This window comes from Escherichia sp. MOD1-EC7011 (genome assembly GCF_002965005.1).
In the GTDB taxonomy this organism is placed as follows: domain Bacteria; phylum Pseudomonadota; class Gammaproteobacteria; order Enterobacterales; family Enterobacteriaceae; genus Escherichia; species Escherichia ruysiae.
This window is the reverse complement of sequence record NZ_PTRD01000029.1, coordinates 56,874-76,119: the sequence shown is the minus strand read 5'-3', so window position 1 is coordinate 76,119 and position 19,246 is coordinate 56,874. Positions and strand designations below refer to the sequence as shown.

Annotated in this window: 14 protein-coding genes; 4 read left to right on the top strand and 10 right to left on the bottom strand. The window is 52.7% G+C overall.

Features of this window, described 5'->3' with window-relative positions; translation table 11 throughout:
* Positions 1-182: 182 nt before the first annotated feature.
* On the top strand, positions 183-815 hold the full coding sequence (yrbL, locus tag A7098_RS15555; protein WP_000620414.1) for a PhoP regulatory network protein YrbL: 633 nt from the start codon (positions 183-185) through the stop codon (positions 813-815).
* Here yrbL and mtgA read toward each other — a convergent pair.
* The 4 genes from mtgA to A7098_RS15535 form a co-directional block, all read right to left on the bottom strand.
* Positions 812-1,540 (bottom strand): monofunctional biosynthetic peptidoglycan transglycosylase, encoded by a 729-nt coding sequence (mtgA, locus tag A7098_RS15550; protein WP_105281055.1) that lies wholly within the window; start codon positions 1,538-1,540, stop codon positions 812-814. The two genes, yrbL and mtgA, sit on opposite strands and share 4 nt — an antisense overlap.
* Entirely contained in the window at positions 1,537-2,190 is a 654-nt protein-coding gene (gene elbB / locus A7098_RS15545) for an isoprenoid biosynthesis glyoxalase ElbB (protein ID WP_105281054.1), read from the bottom strand. Before elbB ends, mtgA begins: the two co-directional genes overlap by 4 nt.
* Before the next feature lie 228 nt (positions 2,191-2,418).
* Positions 2,419-4,755 (bottom strand): aerobic respiration two-component sensor histidine kinase ArcB, encoded by a 2,337-nt coding sequence (gene arcB / locus A7098_RS15540; RefSeq protein WP_105281053.1) that lies wholly within the window; start codon positions 4,753-4,755, stop codon positions 2,419-2,421.
* A gap of 95 nt (positions 4,756-4,850) precedes the next feature.
* Positions 4,851-5,780: a TIGR01212 family radical SAM protein gene (locus tag A7098_RS15535; protein ID WP_105281062.1), complete on the bottom strand. Its 930-nt coding sequence runs from the start codon at positions 5,778-5,780 to the stop codon at positions 4,851-4,853.
* Positions 5,781-6,455: 675 nt separating this feature from the next.
* Between A7098_RS15535 and gltB the strand changes: the two genes are divergently transcribed.
* The 3 genes from gltB to A7098_RS15515 all read left to right on the top strand — a co-directional run bounded on the left by gltB (position 6,456) and on the right by A7098_RS15515 (position 13,644).
* Positions 6,456-10,916 (top strand): glutamate synthase large subunit, encoded by a 4,461-nt coding sequence (gltB, locus tag A7098_RS15525; protein ID WP_105281052.1) that lies wholly within the window; start codon positions 6,456-6,458, stop codon positions 10,914-10,916.
* A 12-nt stretch (positions 10,917-10,928) separates the two neighbouring features.
* Positions 10,929-12,347, top strand: coding sequence for a glutamate synthase subunit GltD (gltD, locus tag A7098_RS15520; RefSeq protein WP_105281051.1), 1,419 nt, complete (start codon positions 10,929-10,931; stop codon positions 12,345-12,347).
* Between the two features lie 184 nt (positions 12,348-12,531).
* A complete protein-coding gene (locus A7098_RS15515) occupies positions 12,532-13,644 on the top strand; it encodes a PDDEXK nuclease domain-containing protein (RefSeq protein ID WP_105281050.1) in 1,113 nt (370 codons plus the stop codon).
* A 59-nt stretch (positions 13,645-13,703) separates the two neighbouring features.
* Here the strand turns inward: A7098_RS15515 and nanQ are convergent, their stop codons facing one another.
* From nanQ to nanR, 6 genes are all read right to left on the bottom strand, one after another.
* Positions 13,704-14,168, bottom strand: a complete 465-nt coding sequence (nanQ, locus tag A7098_RS15510) for an N-acetylneuraminate anomerase (protein ID WP_105281049.1) — start codon at positions 14,166-14,168, stop codon at positions 13,704-13,706.
* Complete coding sequence (nanK, locus tag A7098_RS15505) at positions 14,165-15,040, bottom strand: N-acetylmannosamine kinase (RefSeq protein ID WP_000209043.1); 876 nt, start codon at positions 15,038-15,040, stop codon at positions 14,165-14,167. Before nanK ends, nanQ begins: the two co-directional genes overlap by 4 nt.
* Complete coding sequence (locus A7098_RS15500; protein WP_000054234.1) at positions 15,037-15,726, bottom strand: N-acetylmannosamine-6-phosphate 2-epimerase; 690 nt, start codon at positions 15,724-15,726, stop codon at positions 15,037-15,039. Before A7098_RS15500 ends, nanK begins: the two co-directional genes overlap by 4 nt.
* A 47-nt stretch (positions 15,727-15,773) precedes the next feature.
* The gene (gene nanT / locus A7098_RS15495; RefSeq protein WP_000108483.1) at positions 15,774-17,264 is read right to left on the bottom strand and encodes a sialic acid transporter NanT; all 1,491 of its coding nucleotides are present in this window, start codon (positions 17,262-17,264) and stop codon (positions 15,774-15,776) included.
* A gap of 107 nt (positions 17,265-17,371) precedes the next feature.
* Positions 17,372-18,265, bottom strand: coding sequence for an N-acetylneuraminate lyase (gene nanA / locus A7098_RS15490; RefSeq protein ID WP_000224714.1), 894 nt, complete (start codon positions 18,263-18,265; stop codon positions 17,372-17,374).
* Between the two features lie 123 nt (positions 18,266-18,388).
* A complete protein-coding gene (gene nanR, locus A7098_RS15485; RefSeq protein WP_000990910.1) occupies positions 18,389-19,171 on the bottom strand; it encodes a transcriptional regulator NanR in 783 nt (260 codons plus the stop codon).
* Positions 19,172-19,246 lie beyond the last annotated feature (75 nt).

Genomic DNA, 19,246 nt, shown 5'->3' with positions numbered 1-19,246 from the left:
TTCAGCCCGTAGGGGTGAAAAAAGTACAAGCGGAAAATGTCCTCATTTTTCGCGACTTGTACATTTTGTGCTCTTTTCTGTACGAACAAAACCTTAAGAAAACCTTAAAAAGTCCTGTTTAGGTTTTGTTTAAGTTAAGTCCTCATACTGGAGATTGTCAGAAAATATTTCCAGGAGATGGCATGATTCGCTTATCTGAACAAAGTCCCCTGGGCACCGGAAGACATCGGAAATGTTATGCGCATCCGGAAGATGCCCAACGCTGTATCAAGATTGTCTACCACCGTGGCGACGGTGGTGATAAAGAGATCCGCCGTGAGTTAAAGTACTATGCGCACCTTGGTCGTCGTTTGAAAGACTGGAGCGGTATTCCACGCTATCACGGTACGGTTGAGACGGATTGTGGAACCGGTTATGTCTACGATGTCATTGCCGATTTTGATGGCAAGCCGTCTATTACATTGACCGAATTTGCTGGACAATGCCGTTACGAAGAAGATGTTGCTCAGTTGCGTCAGTTACTGAAGCAGCTGAAACGTTATTTGCAGGATAACCGCATCGTGACGATGTCGCTGAAGCCGCAGAATATTCTTTGCCACCGCATCAGCGAGTCAGAAATCATTCCCGTCGTCTGTGACAACATTGGTGAAAGCACGTGGATTCCGCTGGCGACCTGGTCGAAGTGGTGTTGTCTACGTAAGCAAGAGCGTTTGTGGCAACGTTTTATCGCTCAACCCGCGTTATCGGTCGCCCTGAAGAAAGGCGCACAACTCAGTGAGAACAAGAAACTCACCCTCACCTCGCGCGAAGCTTAATCCAGCTGGTGTTGTCGCATAAACGACTCACCGCCCAACTGATGCATCTGCCGTAAAATCCACGCCTGACGGCTACGCACGTAGCCTGACGGTGCGGAAGCTTTAAAGCGTAGTGGGTTCGGAAGTACCGCTGCCAGTAAGGCAGCCTCCGACTGAGTGAGTTTGCTCGCGGTTTTGTGGAAATAGCGTTGCGCTGCGGCTTCAACACCAAACACACCATCGCCAAATTCGGCGATATTCAGGTAAACCGTCAGGATACGCTTTTTGCTCCAGACCGTTTCTATCCCCAATGTCAGACCTGCTTCCAGCCCTTTACGTATCCAGCTACGCCCATCCCATAAAAAGAGATTTTTGGCTGTCTGCTGAGAAATCGTTGATGCGCCGCGAATACGATTTTCATTGCGCTCGTTGTGCGCCAGGGCTTTCTCAATGGAAGCGACATCAAAGCCCCAGTGCTCAGGGAATTTCTGATCTTCTGCGGCAATCACTGCCAACCCCATCCACGGCGAGATTTGATCCATACTGACCCAGTCAGAATGCTCCACGTAACGAAAATTGCCATGCAGCCAGGCACTGACCTGTCGCTCGACCATCACCGCTGAGAACGGGACAGGCGCTATGCTAAACAACGCGATGCCCCCGCCCCATAAAACGGCGAGGACAACCACTAACCGCAGAAGAAAACGACGAACGAAACCGAACGCCGTTAAGCGGCTTTTACTCATTCAGCCAGAACCAGCACGCGGGAAACCAGCTTATCAATGCCGTTCGCCGCTTCCGCAATGTTCTGTGCCAACATATAAGCCGGTGTAGTGACAATCTTATTGTCTTCATCAACCACGATATCATCGACCGGACACGGTACATGCTCTGCGCCCATCTCTTCCAGCACTTCTGCGGTATCGATATCAGTACCGATGGTCAAACGCAGTGGGAAATCGAAAATTTTCGGCAGCATCGCAGGGGCAATACACATAAAACCAAGCGGTTTACCGGCCTGATGCATCGCTTGCGCCAGCGCCTTTAATTCACGATCAACAGTGCATTCACTGCCAAGGCTGGCAAAATTGCTTAAATTCTTCGCCGCACCAAAGCCACCAGGCACAATCAACGCATCCAGTTCGGCAGCATCGGCCTGAGCCAGAGGACGGATCTCACCACGCGCAATACGCGCGGCTTCAATCAGCACATTGCGCGATTCCGTCATCGCCTCGCCGGTTAAATGGTTGATAACGTCAACCTGCTGCTTATCCGGTGCAAAGCAGACCGCCTGCGCGCCGCTACGCGATATCGCCAGTAACGTCAACACAGCTTCATGAATTTCGGAACCGTCATAAACGCCGCACCCGCTCAGAACTACGCCAATTTTCTTCATTGTGATCATCCTTTCGCAACTGACTGAAACACATTAATCTTTTTAATAAAAATGCTACGCATCACACATTTAACTGATTCATGTAACAAATCATTTAAGATTTGCTATCTTAACTGCGTGCGGCCTGAAAAACAGTGCTGTGCCCTTGTAACTCATCATAATAATTTACGCGCAGCCAAGATTTCCCTGGTGTTGGCGCAGTATTCGCGCACCCCGGTCTAGCCGGGGTCATTTTTTAGTGGCTTTTGCCACCCACGCTTTCAGCACATCTACGTCGTGACGCCACTCTTCTTTCATCTCTTCAATCCATTCACCTACGTTATCTTCCCACGCAGGAAGGTCGGGAGACTGAATTTGCTGACCCAGCTGTTGCAGATGGCGTAACCCCACTGAACCCGCCGCGCCTTTAATTTTATGCCCTTCCTCGACAATGCCTTTTTTATCCTGCGCCGTCAGATTCGACTCCAGCACGCTGACATAGCCCGGCATCATCTTCTCAAACACCGCTAACCCGTCGGTAATCAGCTTCGGTCCTACAAGTTCGAGATACTGTTCCAGCATGGGAATATCGAGTAATGCTTCAGATTTGCTGTTCTCTTCTGTCGTCACCGTGCTCTCCTCATCATCTTGGGTATCCCAGAATTTCTTGATCATCGCGGTTAGCGCCGGTACGGAAAGCGGCTTACTCAGCACATCATCCATTCCAGCATTGAGGTACTCTTGTTTATCTTTCAGCACATTGGCAGTTAAAGCCACCAGCGGCGGTAAATCTTCGCGCGGATAACGCTTCGTCAGTTCACGAGAGATATCCAACCCGGTCATATCTGGCAACTGAATATCCAGCAATACCAGGTCGTATTCGCCCGGCTTAAACATCTCCAGCGCCGCCTTGCCGGTCATTGCTACATCAACGCTGTTACCTAATTTTTCCAGTACAGAACGCGCGACAATAACGTTCAGTTCAATGTCTTCCACCAGCAGCACATTTAGTGCCGGTAAAGGCATATCGTCTTCATCAAACGCATCATCGACCTCTTCTGCCACCGACGGTGCGTGGATCGTCAACCTAAAGGTTGAACCTTTGCCCTGTTCGCTGGTAACAGTAATATCGCCGCCCATATTTTTCGCCAGCCGACGAGAAACGGCCAGACCAATGCCGGTGCCGGTGGCAGGTTTACCGCCGTGACTGTCTTTCACCTGGTAATACATGGCAAAAATTTTATCCAGCTCATCCTGCGGAATGCCGATGCCTGAGTCTTCCACTTCAAAATGCAGCATGTCGCCTTCATCGTAGCGCACGCGCACGGTAACCTGACCTTGCTGGGTAAATTTGACGGCGTTACTGATGAGATTCCACAGGATCTGCCGTAAACGCGTACCGTCGGTAATGACCTGATGCGGTAATGGTAGCGTCGGTTCCAGATTAAAGCGCAGCCCTTTTTGTTGCGCCTGCAATGCGGAAAGATTTTCCAGATCGGCAAGGAAGCTGGTGAAATCAACCGGCTGATTATCAAGCTGAACCTTGCGGCGCTCCATCTTATCCATGTCGATAATATCGTTAAAAATATTCCCCAAAGTGACGGCGGAAACATGGATGGTTTTGAGATATTTTTCCTGCTCGGCAGTAAGTTCGGTATCCAGCAGAATGCGGCTTAAGCCAACGATACCGTTCAGAGGTGTACGCAATTCGTGACTGATGGTGGAAATAAACGTCGTTTTGTCGCGGCTGGCGCGTTCGAGCGCATCCTGATACCGCTTACGCTCGGTAATGTCGCGACCAAAGCCCATCAAACCATGCCGTTTACCCACGCGGTCGTAGTACGGCACTTTACGGATTTCAAAGCAGGCTTTGCGTCCGTCCGGATAATCCAGCCACTGTTCATAAGTCAGTGACACATTATGACGAAACACTTTCTCATCGGTTTCAATAACTTTCGCGGCGGCTTCCGGCGAGTAAACATCAGCAGGTTTCAGGTGAACCAGTTGTTTTTCGCTCTTCCCGGTTAGCAATTCCATTGCACGGTTACAGCCGGAAAACTCTTTATCTTCGTTACGGTAAAAAACCAGATCTGGAGAGGCGTCAAGGAAGGAACGTAAAAAAGAGGATTGCTGTTCGAGCTGAATTTGTGTCTCTTCACGCTCTTTGATTTCAATTTTCAGCTGACCGAAGGTTTCCTGCAATTCAGCTTCAGCTTTTTCACGAACGGCGATTTCCTGATTAAGCTGGGTAATATTGTCTTTTAACTGAACGTTGAGGCTCAGATCGCGCTCGCGCATCTCCTCCAGTTTTTGCACCAGCCGTGACAGACGTTGTCGTGACTCCTCCAGTTGCTCGACGACCACCGAAAGAAAGTAGACCGCCCACGGCGTAATCAGCAGACCAAAGAAGATAGAACGAATAACATCAATACTTTCGACCTGACCATGCAGCACCATGGTCACCGCCATTTGCACCACAATGGCGAGAACGACAAGGGCCAGCGCCAGCAACATTGAGAAGCGCACCAGACCTAACTTCATCATCAGGTCAACATAATACTGCGCCAGCAGACGAATTTGCTTCATTAGGGAATTCCTTCACGACAACCTGCCCCAATAATACCCAATTCTGACAGTTACGTTATAAATTGTGTGAGAAATGCGGAATTCCCCTCAATGGCCTACGCCGTTGGAGGTAGCCACGGACGTCCCAGCGCCGATCCCTGTACGCCATGTTCATTCAGATAGCGATCCAGCTCGACCATACCCGTCCAGCGATTCTCACACCACAGCGGAGCAAGTAACGTCGGGCGACGGGCGCTGGCGGAAATGCGGTGGTAGATAACTTCCGGTGGCGTATGGCGAATCATCTCTCCCGCCGTCAGCGTGTAATCGTCCAGTTCAATACCGTTCAAACGTCCCGCTTCCCAGGCTTTCGCCATAATGCTGCCTTTCACGATATGCAGGGGATGAAGCTTGATGCCGTCCACGCCGGTTTCAACCACTCTCTCCAGTGTTTGCAAACATTCCGCTTGCCCTTCGCCAGGCAGGCCGACAATTAAGTGAGAACACACCTTAAGCCCACGCTGACGCGCCAGCTGGGTCGTGCGCTGATAGCAGGCAAAATCATGTCCGCGATTGATGCGATGCAGTGTTTTGTCGTGCGCGGTTTGCAACCCCAGCTCCAGCCACACTTCGTAGCCCTGGTCTTTATATTCACAAAGCAGATCCAACACCGCATCCGGCACGCAGTCCGGGCGCGTACCAACACACAAACCGACAATATTGGCCTGGCTCACCGCCTGTTGATACATGGAACGCAGCACCTGAACTTCCGCAAAGGTGCTGGTATAAGCCTGAAAGTAGGCCAGATAGCGTTTCGCACGGTTAACCAGATTCGCCTGATGCGCCAGCTGTTCAGCAATGGGGCGGTGTTGCTGCGCTTCGTCGGCAAACGAAGCAACATTACAGAATGTGCATCCGCCGCGTCCGATGGTTCCGTCACGATTCGGGCAGCTAAAACCGCCATGCAGCGTCAGTTTATGCACCTTTTGCCCGTAACGACGGGTAAGATCCCCACCAAACATATTGACTAATTTCTGTAACTGCATAATCTGATAGACCGCGCCTTGAAAAGAGGCCAAAGCCTGCCATTTTTAGCTCAATTCGGCGATGACCTGGATCAATCGTCCCGGCCTGCTTATACCAACTGCATAATAAATCACAATTACTGAAATTTAATGCAATAGCACATAAATTACTTTTGCTTATCTTGCGTCGGATTTTTTTATCCGCTAATGGATTTTAAACAAAAACAGTAGCATGAAATGTCTTTTCCTCTTAAGACAGTATAAAACACTGCTTCAAACGTCAATTCAAGGCAGGATAAGGGTTAACACGCCGCTAAAGTAGTCAGGCACTCAACGTTTTCCTTTTTCTCTTTCCATTAATTAAGAATAACAAATTTAGTTTAATTTCAATATCTTAACAAAGATTTTTGCGCTAAAGCACATTTCCAGACCAATAAGCTTGCCATTTGACCTGTATCAGCTTTCCCGATAAGTTGGAAATCCGCTGGAAGCTTTCTGGATGAGCAGCCTGCTCATCATATTTATGCAGTAATTGAGTTCCCCTCTTCACCGTATTAACTGATGCGAAAAGGACAACAAAGGGGGCGAATGCGAGGTAAGCGTATGAAACGCAAACCCCGTCGCCATGCTCTTTCTGTGCCCGTGCGCAGCGGTTCGGTAGTGGGGTTCCCGCAGAGCCTGGGGGAGGTTCACGATATGTTGTACGATAAATCCCTTGAGAGGGATAACTGTGGTTTCGGCCTGATCGCCCACATAGAAGGCGAACCTAGCCACAAGGTAGTGCGTACTGCAATACACGCACTGGCCCGTATGCAGCACCGTGGCGCGATTCTCGCTGATGGTAAAACCGGTGACGGTTGCGGCCTGCTGTTACAAAAACCGGATCGCTTTTTTCGCATCGTTGCGCAGGAACGCGGCTGGCGTTTAGCGAAAAACTACGCCGTCGGGATGATCTTCCTGAATAAAGATCCTGAACTCGCCGCCGCCGCACGCCGCGTCGTTGAAGAAGAGCTACAACGCGAAACCTTGTCGATTGTCGGCTGGCGTGATGTCCCTACCAACGAAGGTGTACTGGGTGAAATCGCCCTCTCCTCGCTGCCGCGCATTGAGCAAATTTTTGTGAACGCCCCGGCAGGCTGGCGTCCGCGCGATATGGAGCGCCGTCTGTTTATCGCCCGTCGCCGCATCGAAAAACGTCTCGAAGCCGATAAAGACTTCTACGTCTGTAGCCTGTCGAATCTGGTCAACATCTATAAAGGTCTGTGTATGCCGGCGGATTTGCCGCGCTTTTACCTGGATCTTGCGGATCTGCGTCTGGAATCTGCTATCTGCCTGTTCCATCAACGCTTCTCCACCAACACCGTGCCACGCTGGCCGCTGGCGCAGCCGTTCCGCTATCTGGCGCACAACGGCGAAATCAACACTATCACCGGTAACCGTCAGTGGGCGCGCGCCCGTACTTATAAATTCCAGACGCCGCTGATCCCGGATTTGCACGACGCCGCACCCTTCGTCAACGAAACCGGCTCTGACTCCAGTTCAATGGATAACATGCTGGAACTGCTGCTGGCAGGCGGGATGGATATCATCCGCGCCATGCGTCTGTTAGTTCCACCAGCCTGGCAGAACAACCCGGATATGGATCCGGAACTGCGCGCGTTCTTCGATTTTAACTCCATGCATATGGAGCCGTGGGATGGCCCGGCGGGCATCGTGATGTCAGACGGTCGCTTCGCTGCTTGTAACCTCGACCGTAACGGTCTGCGTCCGGCGCGCTACGTCATCACCAAAGATAAGCTCATCACCTGCGCCTCTGAAGTCGGCATCTGGGATTATCAGCCTGACGAAGTGGTTGAAAAAGGCCGCGTGGGGCCGGGCGAACTGATGGTGATCGACACCCGCAGTGGGCGTATTTTGCACTCGGCAGAAACCGATGATGACCTGAAAAGCCGCCATCCATATAAAGAGTGGATGGAGAAAAACGTTCGCCGCCTGGTGCCGTTTGAAGACTTGCCCGATGAAGAAGTGGGTAGCCGTGAACTGGACGACGACACGCTTGCCAGCTACCAGAAACAGTTTAACTACAGCGCGGAAGAGCTGGACTCTGTGATCCGTGTGCTGGGCGAAAACGGTCAGGAAGCTGTCGGTTCGATGGGCGACGACACCCCATTCGCCGTGCTCTCCAGCCAGCCACGCATTATTTACGACTACTTCCGCCAGCAGTTTGCCCAGGTCACTAATCCGCCAATCGACCCGCTGCGTGAAGCGCATGTTATGTCGCTCGCTACCAGCATCGGGCGCGAAATGAACGTCTTCTGTGAAGCCGAAGGCCAGGCACACCGTTTAAGCTTTAAATCGCCGATTCTGCTCTACTCCGATTTCAAACAGCTCACGACGATGAAAGAAGAGCACTACCGCGCAGATACCCTGGATATCACCTTTGACGCAACCAAAAACACGCTCGAAGCGACGGTCAAAGAGCTGTGCGATAAAGCCGAAAAAATGGTGCGTAGCGGCACCGTGCTGCTGGTGCTTTCCGACCGGAATATCGCTAAAGACCGCCTGCCGGTTCCAGCCCCGATGGCGGTTGGCGCGATCCAGACCCGTCTGGTCGATCAAAGCCTGCGTTGCGACGCCAACATCATCGTCGAAACCGCCAGCGCCCGCGATCCACACCACTTCGCCGTGTTGCTGGGCTTCGGCGCGACGGCTATTTATCCGTACCTTGCCTATGAAACACTGGGTCGCCTGGTTGACACCCACGCGATTGCCAAAAATTATCGTACTGTGATGCTCAACTACCGTAACGGCATCAACAAAGGCTTGTACAAAATCATGTCCAAGATGGGCATCTCCACCATCGCCTCTTACCGCTGCTCGAAACTGTTTGAGGCGGTCGGTCTGCACGATGATGTTGTGAGCCTGTGCTTCCAGGGCGCGGTCAGCCGCATTGGCGGGGCAGGCTTCGAAGACTTCCAGCAGGATCTGCTGAATCTGTCAAAACGAGCCTGGCTGGCGCGTAAGCCCATCAGCCAGGGCGGCCTGCTGAAATATGTGCATGGCGGCGAATACCACGCCTACAATCCAGACGTCGTGCGCACGCTGCAGCAGGCGGTACAGAGCGGCGAGTACAGCGACTATCAGGAATACGCGAAGCTGGTTAACGAGCGCCCGGCAACAACGCTGCGCGATCTGCTGGCAATTACGCCGGGTGACAACGCGGTCAACATTGCTGATGTTGAACCGGCAAGCGAACTGTTTAAACGCTTCGATACCGCTGCGATGTCTATCGGCGCGTTAAGCCCGGAAGCCCACGAGGCACTGGCAGAAGCGATGAACAGCATCGGCGGCAACTCCAACTCCGGTGAAGGGGGTGAAGATCCGGCGCGCTACGGCACCAACAAAGTCTCGCGCATTAAACAGGTCGCTTCCGGTCGCTTCGGCGTCACTCCGGCGTATCTGGTCAATGCCGACGTGATTCAGATTAAAGTCGCTCAGGGCGCGAAGCCGGGCGAAGGCGGTCAGTTGCCGGGCGATAAAGTCACTCCTTACATCGCCAAACTGCGCTATTCCGTACCCGGCGTAACGTTGATCTCCCCGCCACCGCACCACGATATCTACTCTATCGAGGACTTAGCGCAGCTTATTTTCGACCTGAAACAGGTTAACCCGAAAGCGATGATCTCCGTGAAGCTGGTGTCTGAGCCGGGCGTTGGCACTATCGCCACCGGCGTGGCGAAAGCCTATGCGGACTTGATCACCATCGCAGGCTATGACGGCGGCACTGGAGCAAGTCCACTTTCGTCGGTGAAATACGCAGGCTGCCCGTGGGAGCTGGGGCTTGTTGAAACCCAACAGGCGCTGGTTGCCAACGGCTTGCGTCATAAGATCCGTTTGCAGGTTGATGGCGGTCTGAAAACCGGCGTCGATATCATCAAAGCAGCCATCCTCGGCGCGGAAAGTTTCGGTTTCGGCACTGGCCCAATGGTGGCGCTCGGCTGTAAATATCTGCGTATTTGCCATCTGAACAACTGCGCCACCGGCGTGGCAACTCAGGACGAAAAACTGCGTAAAAATCACTACCACGGCCTGCCGTTCAAGGTGACGAATTACTTTGAATTTATCGCCCGTGAAACCCGCGAGCTGATGGCACAGCTGGGCGTGACGCGTCTGGTGGATCTGATTGGTCGCACCGACCTGCTAAAAGAGCTGGATGGTTTCACCGCTAAACAGCAAAAACTGGCGCTATCGAAGCTGCTGGAAACTGCCGAGCCGCATCCTGGCAAGGCACTCTACTGCACCGAAAACAACCCACCGTTTGATAACGGTCTGCTGAACGCGCAGTTGCTGCAACAGGCGAAACCGTTTGTCGATGAGCGTCAGAGTAAAACCTTCTGGTTCGATATTCGTAACACCGACCGTTCCGTGGGCGCATCGCTTTCAGGTTATATCGCCCAGACGCACGGCGATCAGGGGCTGGCTGCCGATCCGATTAAAGCGTACTTCAACGGCACCGCAGGCCAGAGTTTCGGCGTGTGGAACGCGGGCGGCGTGGAGCTGTATCTGACGGGCGATGCCAACGACTATGTCGGTAAAGGCATGGCGGGCGGCTTAATCGCCATTCGTCCTCCGGTTGGCTCGGCCTTCCGCAGCCACGAGGCGAGCATTATCGGCAACACTTGCCTGTATGGCGCGACCGGCGGTCGTCTGTATGCCGCTGGCCGCGCGGGTGAACGTTTTGGCGTGCGTAACTCCGGTGCGATTACCGTGGTAGAAGGCATTGGCGACAACGGCTGTGAATACATGACGGGTGGTATCGTCTGTATTCTGGGTAAAACCGGTGTTAACTTCGGTGCGGGCATGACCGGCGGCTTCGCTTACGTTCTCGACGAAAGTGGTGATTTCCGCAAACGCGTTAACCCGGAACTGGTCGAGGTCTTAAACGTTGACTCTCTGGCGATCCATGAAGAGCATCTGCGTGGTCTTATCACTGAGCATGTGCAGCATACCGGTTCTCAGCGTGGCGAAGAGATTCTGGCGAACTGGTCAATCTTCGCCACTAAATTTGCGCTGGTTAAACCGAAGTCCAGTGATGTAAAAGCACTGCTGGGGCACCGTAGTCGTAGCGCAGCAGAGTTGCGCGTGCAGGCGCAGTAAGGGGTAGCAACAATGAGTCAGAATGTTTATCAATTTATCGACCTGCAGCGCGTTGATCCGCCAAAGAAACCGCTGAAGATCCGCAAAATTGAGTTTGTTGAAATTTACGAGCCGTTTTCCGAAGGCCAGGCCAAAGCGCAGGCTGACCGCTGCCTGTCGTGCGGCAACCCATACTGCGAGTGGAAATGCCCGGTACACAACTACATCCCGAACTGGCTGAAGCTCGCCAACGAGGGACGTATTTTTGAAGCGGCAGAACTGTCGCATCAAACCAATACCCTGCCGGAAGTGTGTGGACGCGTTTGCCCGCAGGATCGTCTGTGCGAAGGTTCCTGTACCCTGAACGATGAGTTTGGCGCAGTGACCATCGGCAATATTGAGCGTTATATCAATGATAAAGCGTTCGAAATGGGCTGGCGTCCGGATATGTCCGGCGTGAAGCAGACGGGTAAAAAAGTGGCGATTATCGGCGCAGGCCCGGCAGGTCTGGCGTGTGCGGATGTGCTGACACGCAACGGTGTCAAAGCTGTCGTCTTCGACCGTCACCCGGAAATCGGCGGCCTGCTGACCTTCGGTATTCCGGCTTTCAAGCTGGAAAAAGAGGTAATGACGCGCCGCCGTGAAATCTTCACCGGCATGGGTATTGAATTCAAACTCAATACCGAAGTGGGCCGTGACGTACCGCTGGACGATCTACTGAAAGATTACGATGCCGTGTTCCTCGGTGTCGGCACTTATCAGTCAATGCGTGGCGGACTGGAAAACGAAGACGCCGATGGCGTGTACGCGGCGCTGCCGTTCCTCATCGCCAACACCAAACAGTTAATGGGCTTTGGCGAAACCCGCGACGAACCGTTCGTCAGCATGGAAGGTAAACGCGTAGTGGTACTTGGCGGTGGCGATACCGCGATGGACTGCGTGCGCACTTCCGTGCGCCAGGGTGCTAAGCACGTTACCTGTGCCTATCGTCGTGATGAAGAGAACATGCCAGGTTCCCGCCGCGAAGTGAAAAACGCGCGGGAAGAAGGCGTAGAGTTCAAATTCAACGTCCAGCCGCTGGGTATTGAAGTGAATGGCAACGGTAAAGTCAGCGGCGTGAAAATGGTGCGCACCGAAATGGGCGAACCGGACGCTAAAGGCCGTCGCCGCGCGGAGATCGTGGCAGGTTCCGAACATATCGTTCCGGCAGATGCGGTGATCATGGCGTTTGGTTTCCGCCCGCACAGCATGGAATGGCTGGCAGAACACAGCGTTGAGCTGGATTCACAGGGTCGCATTATCGCTCCGGAAGGTAACGAAAACGCTTTCCAAACCAGCAATCCGAAAATCTTTGCCGGTGGTGACATCGTGCGTGGTTCGGATCTGGTGGTGACCGCCATTGCCGAAGGTCGTAAGGCGGCAGACGGCATTATGAACTGGCTGGAAGTTTAATCCCTGCCCCAACGCCGCCTCCTAAGAAAAGAGTGCGGCGCTGAAATCCTCCTTTCTTGCTGGAAAGCGCCTCGCATAATCTGAAGAAAACCAATGTAATACGCATATCTGGATTGTTACCGACAGATGCCCGGCGTATAGCTGATTCCATTATTCAACACAGCGCCATATAAAGGGAAAGATAATGGAATCGCTCTCATTTCAAACCACAGCAGGCTACCAGCAAATCCACGACGGCATTATTCATCTGGTCGATAGCGCCCGGACAGAAACAGTACGTAGCGTTAACGCGTTAATGACCGCGACGTACTGGGAAATTGGCCGACGAATTGTCGAATTTGAACAAGGTGGTGAGGCACGGGCCGCGTATGGTACGCAGTTAATCAAGCGGCTATCAAAGGATTTAAGTCTAAGGTATAAGCGTGGGTTCTCCACCAGGAATTTATGGCAGTTTAAGAATTTTTATATTTGTTTTCAACGAATTGAAATTGTGCAGACACTGTCTGCACAATTCACCCCCACAATTCTCCAGACTGTGTCTGGAGAATCTTGCCATTTAGCGCAACTCGCCAAATCCTTCCCCCAACCCTGGTCCACTTACGTCCGTTTGCTTTCTGTTAAAAACGCTGACACCCGCAGCTTTTATGAAAAAGAGACGCTCCGCTGTGGCTGGTCTGCTCGTCAGCTCGAACGACAAATTGCGACCCAGTTTTATGAGCGGACATTACTATCACATGACAAATCAGCCATGCTGCAACAACACGCCCCTGCCGAAACGCATATTCTGCCGCAACCGGCGATACGCGATCCCTTTGTGCTCGAATTTCTGGAATTAAAAGATGAATACTCAGAATCTGATTTTGAGGAGGCTCTGATCAACCACCTGATGGATTTCATGCTGGAACTTGGGGATGATTTTGCCTTTGTTGGTCGACAGCGAAGGTTACGCATTGATGACAACTGGTTTCGGGTCGATCTGTTGTTTTTCCACCGCCGTTTACGCTGCCTGCTAATCGTCGATCTAAAAGTGGGCAAATTCAGCTATAGCGATGCCGGACAGATGAATATGTATCTCAACTATGCCAAAGAGCACTGGACACTACCGGATGAAAATCCACCCATCGGTCTGGTTCTCTGTGCAGAGAAAGGAGCCGGAGAAGCACATTATGCTCTGGCAGGTTTGCCTAACACCATTCTGGCGAGTGAATATAAGATGCAACTACCTGATGAAAAACGACTCGCGGATGAACTCGTTCGAACACAGGCGGTGTTAGAGGAAGGCTATAGACGCCGTTAATTTCAGCGGTTTCGAATTCTCCAGACACTGTCTGGAGAATCTTTAAAACGAACTAAATTTTAAGCCATTAACTCGGCCTTAACCTTCACTACCACCTTTTTAATCTCTCCAGGCTCACCAACAACACATCCCGGTTTATGCGGTTCTCCCGGCATAAACACGGCAAACATTCCCGGTTTCAGGATGATGGTTTGCTCGTTTTCAATGGCGCTGCAAAGCTGGTAATCATCTTCATGGTGGAACTCTTCACACTGGCGCGCAGTACCTGCCATACCAAACAGAATCCGCTCCTCGCCGTTTAATAACAGCTGGATGTCAATGTACTGCTGGTGCAATTCGGCTTTTTTCTCAACGGGCGATTGAGTGTTAAACGTCATGGCATTCATAAAGATATTGTCGCCCTGCAATTCGTAACGACCCGGCGCTTTTTCCTGCGGCCTGGCAGCTAATGCCAGCGTTAACGCGTCCAGTAGTGCTGGATGTAAACCGGCAGATGGTAACGACTGTACTTCACCCATCATCATAATTTTTCTCCCTGAGCCAACAACGCAGCCCCAAGTAAACCTGCATCATGGCGGTAGTGCGCCGCCAGTAACTCAACATGAAATGCCGCTGGCTCCTTAGCCAGATTCGTTTCCACCAGCGCCAGATACCCTTCCGCCAGCCCAACACTGCCGCCGAGCACCACACACTGGCAATCAGTCGTGGCTTTAACATCGGCAATCAGTCTTGCCAGCGCATGTGCGGAGCGATGAATCAGTTGCTGCGCCTGCTCGTCACCCTGTCCGGCGCGCGTGAAAATGGTTTTCGCATCCGCGCCAGCCAGCTCACCCTGCGCCGCCGCCGCAATACCGCGACCAGAAGCAATCGCTTCCACGCAACCTGTGCGTCCACAGCCACAGACAGGCCCCTGCGGATCGGCAAGCGTATGCCCGATGTGCCCCGCCAGACCGCCTGGGCCGGTAAGCAGTTTGCCGCCGCTCACTACACCGCCGCCAACACCAGTGGAAACGGTGATAAACACCATATCGGTTATATCGCCTTCCAGCGCCTGATACTCCGCCCACGCTGCGGCCTGCGCATCGTTAATGGCAATGGTCGGCAAATCGGTAAGTTGTTCCAAAGTTTTGACTAACGGAAAATGTAGCAATCCACCGAGATTATGCGGATTCAGCGCCAGCAAGCTGCCATCGCGGATGATCCCGGTTGAAGCGATGGCAACCTGCTGCGCATGAGCTTGCAACGGGGAGACTAACGCGGCCAAGGCTTCACGCAAGGCTTCTGGTGTCTGGCTGGCAGGCGTAGGAAGTTCTCGGCGATCGCGGATCTGCCCATCAGCGCCAATCAGCGCGGCGGCAAGTTTAGTACCGCCGATATCAATCGCCAGTGTGGTCATAGCACCGCCTTTTTCATCGCTGTGTTGTACCACTGACAAATGTGTTCAAGACGCGTAATGGCAGAACCCACCGTTACCGCCCATGCGCCGTGGCGCATCGCATCCGCCGCCTGCGCTGGCGAGTTGTAACGTCCTTCGGCAATTACCCGACATCCGGCGTCGCTCAACGTTTTCACCAGCGCCAGATCCGGTTCTTCTGGCGTTACAGGCGTGGTATAGCCAGAAAGCGTAGTGCCAATAATTTCGGCTCCCAGCTTTTGGCATGCCAGGCCGTCTTCCGGCGTTGAGCAGTCGGTCATCGCCAGTAAACCGTGATGGTGAATACGTGCCAGCAGCGTTTCAACAGGCACCGGACGCGGTCGGTCGGTGCCGTCAATCGCGATAATGTCCGCGCCCGCCTGCGCCAGTGCATCAACATCTTCAATATAAGCTGTGATACGTACCGGAGAATCCTCCAGATCGCGTTTCACAATCCCGATAATCGGCACGCTCACCACCGCACGCGTGGCTTTCAGGTTTGCCACACCTTCTATGCGAATAGCAACCGCACCTGCCTGCTCTGCCGCTAATGCCATGGCAGCAACGATTTCGGGTTTATCGAGCGGGCTGTCCGGAACCGGCTGGCAGGAGACAATCAGTCCACCGTTAGCGGCGATTTTTTGATCCAGTTGTGCAAGTAACGACATACATCTTCCCTTAGCGAAAGACCCGGTACAGAGACCGGGCTACAGAATTAACTTTTGGTTTTGACTAAATCGTTTTTGGCGCTGCCAAACGGTACGGCACCGCTAAATGGTTTGCCGTCGATAGCGTCATGAGTCCGCAACGCTTCCGGGCGCAGCCAACGCTGAACGCGGGATGGCATATCCAGACCAATCAGCAAGATCACCACGAACGTCAGACTGAACGATAGCGATCCCAGCGCAGTGCCCAGATCCAGACGTTGAGCGATCAACGCGCCGAGGATTGGAGCCAGTGCGCCGCCAAGTGCGCCGACGTTGTAGGTAAAGCCCAGCCCCGCTGCACGCTGGTCGGTATCGAAATAACCGCCGATCAGTTTCGGTAAGATCCCGGAGATGCCCTGACCAAGCATTTGCTGGAAGAACAGTAACAGACCGAGTACCCAGACGTTTGCGCCGCCAATCGCAAACACCGGAATAATCAGCAATTGTGAAGCTAACAGGCTACAAACGTAGGCTTTGCGCGTTCCCAGCCAGTCACCGAGGAAGCCACCGACGCAGCAACCCACCGCCGCACCAAAACCACTAAAGAACAACACATTGGCGACCGTATGTGGGTTATAAGCCAGCTCAGTTTTCAGATACGTCGGCAGCAGCGCCTGAATCGGCCATGAGTAGAGGAAAGCAAACAACACAACCACCATCAGCATCACACCGGTTGGCCAGCGTTTGCCCGTACTCTGTACCATAAAGCTGATAAAAATTGCGGCGCATAACAGCCCAAGAACAGCGACGATTGCGGCATTTTGCAGGTTGCCGGCAAAGCAGAACCACAGCGCAGTAGCTGCCGCCAGTGTCATCACGATATTGGCGATGCGATGTTCACCACGGTAAAGAATATCCACCATTGTGCGTACCGGTGCTTTACCCCCGTGTTTCTCTTTCCAGTCTTCCGCTTCCGGGATATTTTTACGCAGCCAGAGAGCAAAGATGATCGGTAAGATGCCGATAAAGAACAGCGCACGCCAGCCCCAGATCGGAACCACCAGGCTGTAAACCTGAGCGGCAACGACAGCACCCACAGAGAAGCCGGAAATCAGAAAACCACTGGCTTTGTTACGTAGGTGTTTTGGCCAGCTTTCAATGACATAGGTGGCGCTGGAACCGTATTCTCCTGCCATCCCCATGCCGATCACCAGACGAGCGATAAACATAGTGATGTAGCCTGGCGCAAAGCCACAAGCCAGCGTCCCGACCGAGAAGAGAACGATACTGGTGACCATTGCCAGACGACGCCCGTAACGATCCCCCATAGCCCCAAGCATCAAGCCGCCGAACCAGCGTGAGATAAAGGCTGCGGAGATCAGACTTGCCGCCTGCACCGTCGTCAGCCCAAATTCACCTTGTACTTCGGTGAGTACCAAGGCAATTAAAACGAAATCAAAACCATCAAGTAGATATCCCAACCAGGCAGCGGAAAATGCTCGCCATTGTGCGCGGTTGAGATGGCGATACCACGGGATATTCTGGGTTGTAGTACTCATTGTGAGTCTCCCGCGATGGGCGTTGCCCACACGCTTTGGTATGAAAGTTGTAGGGTACAGATGCGTTTATTTCCCCTCACCCGGTAGGGGCGAGTGAGGGGAAAAACTCACCCGCGCTCTTGCATCAACTGCTGAGCCAGCGCCTTCAGTTCTGGCAGATATTTTTCATCCACCGGACCAAACGGTTTGCGGCACAGCGGAACGGACACCACATCCATATAGTGAAGAACTGTTTTCAGGCCACGGAATACGCCTGTTTTAATCAGCAAATCAATGACTTTGTTGCACTCGGTTTGCAGTTTCTGCGCGGTTTGAATATCGCCCTCTTTCAACGCCTTAACGATGCCCTGATAACGCCAGCCCATGATGTTGTAGGTACTACCGATACCACCATCAGCGCCCGCCAGCAGGCCGGAAGCAAAGATTTCGTCGTAACCGTTGTAGAGCACCAGATCAGGATGTTCACGACGGATCTGCTCCATCTGATAGAGATCGCCAGAGGTCTGTTTCAGCGCCCCGACACCCGGCAACGTAACCAGAGTGTTGATCTGATCCAGGGTCAGTTTAACGCCGCTTAACGCCGGAATGTTGTACACCACCATCGGCAAACCATCCGCTGAATCAATGATTGCCCGATAGTGATCGCAGTGTTCTTCAAAGCTGAAAGGATAGTAGAACGGCGTAACGGCAGAGACGGCATCAAAGCCATAACGTTTAGCGGATGCCGCAAGTTGTTGGCTTTCAGCAGTGCTGACGCAACCTACGTGAGCGATTAATTTAATCTTGCCTTTCGCCTCTTCCGCGACGATTTCCAGTACCTGTTCACGCTCGGAAAGGCTCTGCACAAAGGCTTCGCCGGTTGAACCACCTACGTATAAGCCGTCGATGCCCTGCTGAATATTGAACTGAACCAGGCGGCGCAGACTCGCTTTATCCAGTGCTTGTTGTTGGTCAAAAGGAGTCAGGAGTGCGGCCATTACGCCACGTAAATTTGTTGCCATAAATACCTCTGAAGTGATGCTTGCCTGTTAAAAACGATATACCTTTATACCTGTTATACCAGATCAAATAAGCAACACATCATACAGAACGCTTATAATGCGATCTGCTTCACTAAAGTGGCATTATTTTTTTTTGTTAGTGGTTTGACCGAAGGCGTGCCAGGTGGCAGAAACGCTGTTAAGGTGCGATTGCAATGCGCGATCGGCTTCATCGGGATCGTGACGACGGATCGCATCAACGATCGCAATATGCTGCTGATAACTAACGTTGTTATGCTCGTGCAGCGCCTGATCGGCGACTGTCGGACGGGCGGCGATCAGCCAGTCGAGCAGAGCAACGTGGATCGCCATAAAGATCGGGTTCCCAGGGATCTCTGCCAGCACACGGTGGAAATCAACGTCTGAACGAATAAACGCGGCGTTGTTATCCAGCGACTGACTGTTGATTTCCAGAGCTTTTGCCAGCAAATCGATTTGTTCATCAGTAGCATGTTCAGCCGCATAGCGCACCAGGCTGGACTCAAAGAACAGACGTAACTGTTCGAAATGGGCTATCCCGCCAGGATGGGAAAGAAAATCTTTTGCCATGCCGGAAAGCTCGCCGATGATGGTGTCCGCAGAAGGACGCGAGACACGAGCGCGTTCACCATTATTAATTTGTACCAGACCTTTGCGCTTTAACGCCGCCAACGCTTCACGTACCGAAGGACGCCCAACGTTAAAGAACGCCATAAGTTCGCGTTCAGATGGCAGTTGCTCACCTTCGCCAAATTCACGACGGCGGATCATCTGCTCCAGCTCTTCCTCCACCATTTCGGAGAGTTTTTTGCGCGCCAGTGGACGACGACGCAAGTTACGACCGATAGTAGCCGGAGAATCTTCTGCTTGCGGATCAAATGCGTTCATAGAGCTCTTTCTGGGAAAATATGTTGACGGATAATAGCGAAGTTATCGTAACACAGTATTAAAATCAGGCGAAAA

Excerpts from the sequence above, each read along its gene's own strand:
- yrbL (WP_000620414.1), top strand. The coding sequence starts at position 183 with ATGATTCGCTTATCTGAACAAAGTCCCCTGGGCACCGGAAGACATCGG.
- mtgA (WP_105281055.1), bottom strand. The coding sequence starts at position 1,540 with ATGAGTAAAAGCCGCTTAACGGCGTTCGGTTTCGTTCGTCGTTTTCTT.
- elbB (WP_105281054.1), bottom strand. The coding sequence starts at position 2,190 with ATGAAGAAAATTGGCGTAGTTCTGAGCGGGTGCGGCGTTTATGACGGT.
- arcB (WP_105281053.1), bottom strand. The coding sequence starts at position 4,755 with ATGAAGCAAATTCGTCTGCTGGCGCAGTATTATGTTGACCTGATGATG.
- A7098_RS15535 (WP_105281062.1), bottom strand. The coding sequence starts at position 5,780 with ATGCAGTTACAGAAATTAGTCAATATGTTTGGTGGGGATCTTACCCGT.
- gltB (WP_105281052.1), top strand. The coding sequence starts at position 6,456 with ATGTTGTACGATAAATCCCTTGAGAGGGATAACTGTGGTTTCGGCCTG.
- gltD (WP_105281051.1), top strand. The coding sequence starts at position 10,929 with ATGAGTCAGAATGTTTATCAATTTATCGACCTGCAGCGCGTTGATCCG.
- A7098_RS15515 (WP_105281050.1), top strand. The coding sequence starts at position 12,532 with ATGGAATCGCTCTCATTTCAAACCACAGCAGGCTACCAGCAAATCCAC.
- nanQ (WP_105281049.1), bottom strand. The coding sequence starts at position 14,168 with ATGATGATGGGTGAAGTACAGTCGTTACCATCTGCCGGTTTACATCCA.
- nanK (WP_000209043.1), bottom strand. The coding sequence starts at position 15,040 with ATGACCACACTGGCGATTGATATCGGCGGTACTAAACTTGCCGCCGCG.
- A7098_RS15500 (WP_000054234.1), bottom strand. The coding sequence starts at position 15,726 with ATGTCGTTACTTGCACAACTGGATCAAAAAATCGCCGCTAACGGTGGA.
- nanT (WP_000108483.1), bottom strand. The coding sequence starts at position 17,264 with ATGAGTACTACAACCCAGAATATCCCGTGGTATCGCCATCTCAACCGC.
- nanA (WP_000224714.1), bottom strand. The coding sequence starts at position 18,265 with ATGGCAACAAATTTACGTGGCGTAATGGCCGCACTCCTGACTCCTTTT.
- nanR (WP_000990910.1), bottom strand. The coding sequence starts at position 19,171 with ATGAACGCATTTGATCCGCAAGCAGAAGATTCTCCGGCTACTATCGGT.